General features: G+C 38.0%; 4 protein-coding genes, 1 tRNA gene and 2 pseudogenes. 6 read left to right on the top strand and 1 reads right to left on the bottom strand.

Annotation, left to right across the window (positions count from 1 at the left end):
* Positions 1-95: 95 nt before the first annotated feature.
* Positions 96-169: transfer RNA gene (locus tag BXY_RS01585), tRNA-Arg, on the bottom strand.
* Between the two features lie 286 nt (positions 170-455).
* Between BXY_RS01585 and BXY_RS01590 the strand changes: the two genes are divergently transcribed.
* The 6 genes and pseudogenes from BXY_RS01590 to BXY_RS01615 form a co-directional block, all read left to right on the top strand.
* Entirely contained in the window at positions 456-1,190 is a 735-nt protein-coding gene (locus BXY_RS01590; RefSeq protein ID WP_008640116.1) for a hypothetical protein, read from the top strand.
* A gap of 128 nt (positions 1,191-1,318) precedes the next feature.
* Entirely contained in the window at positions 1,319-2,326 is a 1,008-nt protein-coding gene (locus tag BXY_RS01595; RefSeq protein ID WP_008640117.1) for an aminodeoxychorismate synthase component I, read from the top strand.
* On the top strand, positions 2,310-2,906 hold the full coding sequence (locus tag BXY_RS01600; RefSeq protein WP_008640119.1) for an aminotransferase class IV family protein: 597 nt from the start codon (positions 2,310-2,312) through the stop codon (positions 2,904-2,906). Before BXY_RS01595 ends, BXY_RS01600 begins: the two co-directional genes overlap by 17 nt.
* 277 nt (positions 2,907-3,183) lie before the next feature.
* Positions 3,184-3,858 (top strand): DUF2461 domain-containing protein, encoded by a 675-nt coding sequence (locus tag BXY_RS01605; RefSeq protein ID WP_009039575.1) that lies wholly within the window; start codon positions 3,184-3,186, stop codon positions 3,856-3,858.
* A gap of 37 nt (positions 3,859-3,895) precedes the next feature.
* Positions 3,896-4,343, top strand: a pseudogene (locus BXY_RS01610) (YhcH/YjgK/YiaL family protein).
* A gap of 18 nt (positions 4,344-4,361) precedes the next feature.
* A pseudogene (locus BXY_RS01615) lies at positions 4,362-4,721 on the top strand (1,4-alpha-glucan-branching enzyme); the annotation flags it as partial.

Here is a 4,721-nt window from a genome sequence, read left to right on the forward strand (position 1 = left end):
ACTGAGGCCAATATCAAGTAGACAACATGTGGACGATTCTATTAAATGAAAAAATCGCAAACGCTATTTTAATAGCTGTTTGCGATTTCTCTAAGTGATTCCGAAGCGATTCGAACGCTTGACCCACGCCTTAGAAGGGCGTTGCTCTATCCAGCTGAGCTACGGAACCAGCCTTATTTGCGGATGCAAAGGTAGTGCTTTTTATGAAAATTCAAAAACTTTCCGGCACTTTTTTATTCATATTTTTCTTTGTGGCTATGAATCAGTAATTTATAAAAGAGAAATATTTTGTTTAGTTATATGGTTTGGGATGAATAAATAGGAAAACGTCATTTTTACGAAGAATAACGAAAGTTATATAGGTTTCAAAAAGGTCAAAAAAATAAAATACGGTTGTGTTTTTCTATTATAACTTCTACTTTTGGACGATAAACAACTAAAAAACACATAAAGTTATGAAGAAATTGATTTTTTTATTTGCATTTTGTATTGTAGTGACTAATGTTTTTGCACAAACCGCCCCAGAGCAATTGAAAAAAGAAGGAAATGATGCATTTAATGCTAAAAATTATCCAGTAGCGTATGCGAAGTTCAGCGAATATCTGAAACAGACTAATAATCAAGATTCTGCAACAGCTTACTATTGTGGTATAGCAGCAGACGAAGTGAAAAAGTATGCGGAAGCCGTGACCTTTTTCGATATTGCTATTCAGAAAAATTTTAATATAGGAAATGCGTATGCTCGTAAAGCTTTGGCTTTAGATGCACAAAAGAAGACTGCTGAATATGTAGCTACATTAGAAGAAGGGCTGAAAGTCGATCCTAAGAATAAGACAATGGTGAAGAATTATGGTCTTCATTATTTGAAAGCAGGACTTGCAGCACAGAAAGCTGGAAAAGCAGAAGAAGCAGAAGATTGTTTCAAGAAAGTAATTCCGTTGGATCACAAGCAGTATAAAACAAATGCATTGTACAGTTTAGGAGTTCTGTGTTATAATGACGGAGCTAATATCCTGAAGAAAGCTGCTCCTTTGGCAAATTCAGACGCAGACAAATATGCTGCAGAAAAAGCAAAAGCGGATGGAAGATTTAAAGAAGCATTAGACTATTTGGAAGAGGCTGCTAAGATCTCTCCGGAAAATGAAAATGTGAAAAAGATGCTTCCTCAAGTGAAAGCTGTAATGAAGTAATTTGACTAATCTTATAAATGATAGAGGGTTGCCGGTATGATAACGTCGGGCAACCCTTTTTTATTGCTATCTTTTTCTAATCTATACTTTTTGTGTACATTTGCCGTTCCTAAACGCTGAAATATTTTATGCACTTATATAATAAGGAACAGGCCATCAAACGGATGAATCAGTTTGGACAACACCATCGTCCTTTTGTTTTTATTATCAATTATCTGCAGGATGCATCTTATATAGAAGAGGTTGCTGCTGTTGATTCTACTGAACTTTTGTATAATTTGAATGGATTTACCAATCAAGCTACGTCAACTGAAAAGTATACACCTTCTTTTTCTGCTAAACCAGCGAACTCTATCCATTGGCAGCCTTCTGCAGAATCTTTCTATTCCTATCAACGCTCGTTTAATATTGTCCGACAGAATATCTTGGCTGGAAATAGTTTTCTCACAAATCTGACTTGTCGCACTCCGGTAGATACCAATCTCACTCTGGAAGATATTTATTATCACTCTAAAGCGATTTATAAGCTATGGGTTAAAGACACTTTTACTGTTTTTTCTCCAGAAATATTTGTGAGAATTCATCAGGGGAAAATTAGCTCATACCCGATGAAAGGGACTATTGATGCTTCCATTCCTTCTGCTGCCCAATTATTGATGAACGATCCTAAGGAGGCGGCAGAACACGCTACTATCGTAGACTTGATTCGTAATGATTTAAGCATGGTTGCCAATCAAGTGTTCGTTTCCCGGTATCGGTATATCGATACATTGCAGACTAATCAGGGAGCGATTCTTCAGACAAGCTCTGAAATTCAAGGCGTATTGCCGGAAAACTATCCGGAACATTTAGGAGAACTTATTTTCCGACTTTTGCCAGCCGGTTCCATTACCGGTGCCCCCAAGAAAAAAACGATGCAGATTATTCGGGAAGCTGAAACCTACGACAGAGGATTTTATACAGGAATTATGGGCTATTCGGATGGGATTAATTTGGATAGTGCCGTTATGATACGTTTTGTAGAACAGGAAGGAGAAAAAATGTATTTTAAAAGTGGAGGTGGAATAACCTGTCAGAGCGATGCGGAAAGTGAGTATAACGAAATGAAACAAAAAGTATATGTACCCATTTATTGAGACTATCCGGATAGAGGATGGACAGATTTATAATCTTGATTATCACACAGAGCGTTTCAATAGAACCCGTGCGGTCTTTTGGAAAGATACTGTTCCGCTTGATTTGCGTGAGTATATATCGCCACCAGTTTTAAACGGGATTCATAAATGTCGGATTGTGTATGGAAAAGAAGTAGGAGAAGTCACGTATGCTCCTTATCAGATGCGGAAAGTGTCCTCTTTGCATCTGATAGAATCCGATACCATTAATTACACTTACAAAAGCACACATCGAGAAGAACTGAACGCTTTGTATGCCCAAAGAGGAATGGCAGATGATATTTTAATCGTGAAAGACGGCTATCTGACAGATACTTCTATTGCCAATATCGCCCTCTACGATGGGTACACATGGTTTACTCCGGCTCATCCGTTACTCCGGGGAACGAAACGGGCGGAACTTCTGAATAAGCAATTGATTGTTGAGAAAGACATCGCGCAAGTACATTTAAATGACTATTCACATATCATGTTATTCAACGCCATGATTGACTGGGAGCGTATTGTATTGCCTGTAAATGAGGAACATTTCATTCTATAAACGATAATTAACTGAAATATACAGAGTATTACTGAACAAATGTCACTTTTGTACTGTTATATTTATGTGTTTTTCATAGTATTAGATATAAGATTAATTAAAGAGATTGTACTCCACTTGTGAAAGCTAAAGTACGTCAGAGACAGAAGAGTCTGTTTTTTTGATAAATGTGTTAAAGCATCGGTTTTACCAGGCCGATGCTTTTTTTATGTCCTTTTACCCCCTTTTGTAGTTTATATGAAATAAAATTTGTACGTTTGTAGAGTAATAATAGAAAATGATAAAGATGAACATACCCGTTATCTTTCAGTTTTTAAAAGATCTTTCCGCGAATAATAATCGTGAGTGGTTTAATGAGCACAAGGCAGAATATGAAACAGCCCGTGCCGAGTTCGACAACTTTTTGGCAACAGTGATTGCCCGTATTTCCCTGTTTGATGAAACTATCCGGGGAATTCAACCCAAAGACTGTACTTATCGCATTTACCGGGATACCCGCTTCTCTGCGGATAAAACACCTTATAAAATACATTTCGGCGGCTATATCAATGCCAAAGGAAAGAAATCCGACCATTGTGGATATTATGTCCATTTGCAGCCGGATGGTTCGATGCTTGCCGGAGGAAGCTTGTGTCTGCCTTCCAATATCCTGAAAGCAGTGCGTCAGTCTATTTATGACAATATCGAGGAATTTGTTGCGATCGTAGAAGATCCGGAGTTTAAGAAATACTTTCCGGTGATAGGGGAGGATTTTCTGAAAACAGCTCCGAAAGGCTTCCCGAAAGACTTCAAGTATGTCGATTATTTGAAATGTAAAGAGTATGTTTGCTCTTATAATGTTCCTGATGACTTCTTTACCCGGCCGGATATGTTGGAACAGATAGACAAAGCGTTCCGCCAGTTCAAGCGGTTTGCTGATTTTATAAATTATACGATTGATGATTTTGAATAAATAATGCCTGGAATATAAACTTTAAAATTTAACTTATATGGTAGTAGATACTTTAGAAAATCTGGAGAAATATGCGTCTTTAAATCCTTTGTTTGCACAAGCCATCGACTTCTTGAAGTCTCATGACCTCCAAGCCATGGAAATTGGTAAGACAGAACTGAAAGGGAAAGATCTGTTCGTGAATATCGCACAAACCAAGCCTAAAACAAAAGAGGAAGCCAAACTGGAAACTCATAACGAATTTATTGACATTCAAATCCCGTTGTCGGGAACAGAAATTATGGGGTATACCACTGCTAAAGATTGTGTTCCGGCAGATGCACCTTATAACGCAGAAAAAGACATTACTTTTTTTTGAAGGATTGGCAGAAACATACGTTACCGTAAAACCGGGAATGTTTGCTATCTTCTTCCCGCAAGACGGTCATGCTCCCGGCATCACTCCGGATGGTGTGAAAAAAGTAATTGTAAAAGTAAAAGCATAATCCTAATTCAATTCTGATATGGAAAAGACACTTAATCTCATAAAAAATGATCCCTGGCTGGAACCTTTTGCCGGTGCTATCACCGGGCGTCATCAGCATGTATTAGACAAGGAAGCTGAATTGACGAATAAAGGCAAACAAACCCTTTCAGATTTTGCATCGGGGTATCTTTATTTTGGATTGCATCGCACCGATAAGGGATGGACTTTCCGTGAATGGGCGCCCAATGCTACTCATATTTATATGGTGGGTACATTTAATAATTGGGAGGAAAAAGCAGCCTATAAGCTGAAAAAAACTAAAGAATGGCAATTGGGAAATTAACCTGCCGGCGGATGCCATTCATCATGGCGATCTCTACAAATTGAATGTATACTG

The sequence above is a fragment of the Bacteroides xylanisolvens XB1A genome (assembly GCF_000210075.1).
Lineage (GTDB): Bacteria > Bacteroidota > Bacteroidia > Bacteroidales > Bacteroidaceae > Bacteroides > Bacteroides xylanisolvens.

Bases quoted from the DNA above. Each gene is read 5' to 3' on its own strand.
- BXY_RS01590 (WP_008640116.1), top strand. From the start codon at position 456: ATGAAGAAATTGATTTTTTTATTTGCATTTTGTATTGTAGTGACTAAT.
- BXY_RS01595 (WP_008640117.1), top strand. From the start codon at position 1,319: ATGCACTTATATAATAAGGAACAGGCCATCAAACGGATGAATCAGTTT.
- BXY_RS01600 (WP_008640119.1), top strand. From the start codon at position 2,310: ATGTACCCATTTATTGAGACTATCCGGATAGAGGATGGACAGATTTAT.
- BXY_RS01605 (WP_009039575.1), top strand. From the start codon at position 3,184: ATGATAAAGATGAACATACCCGTTATCTTTCAGTTTTTAAAAGATCTT.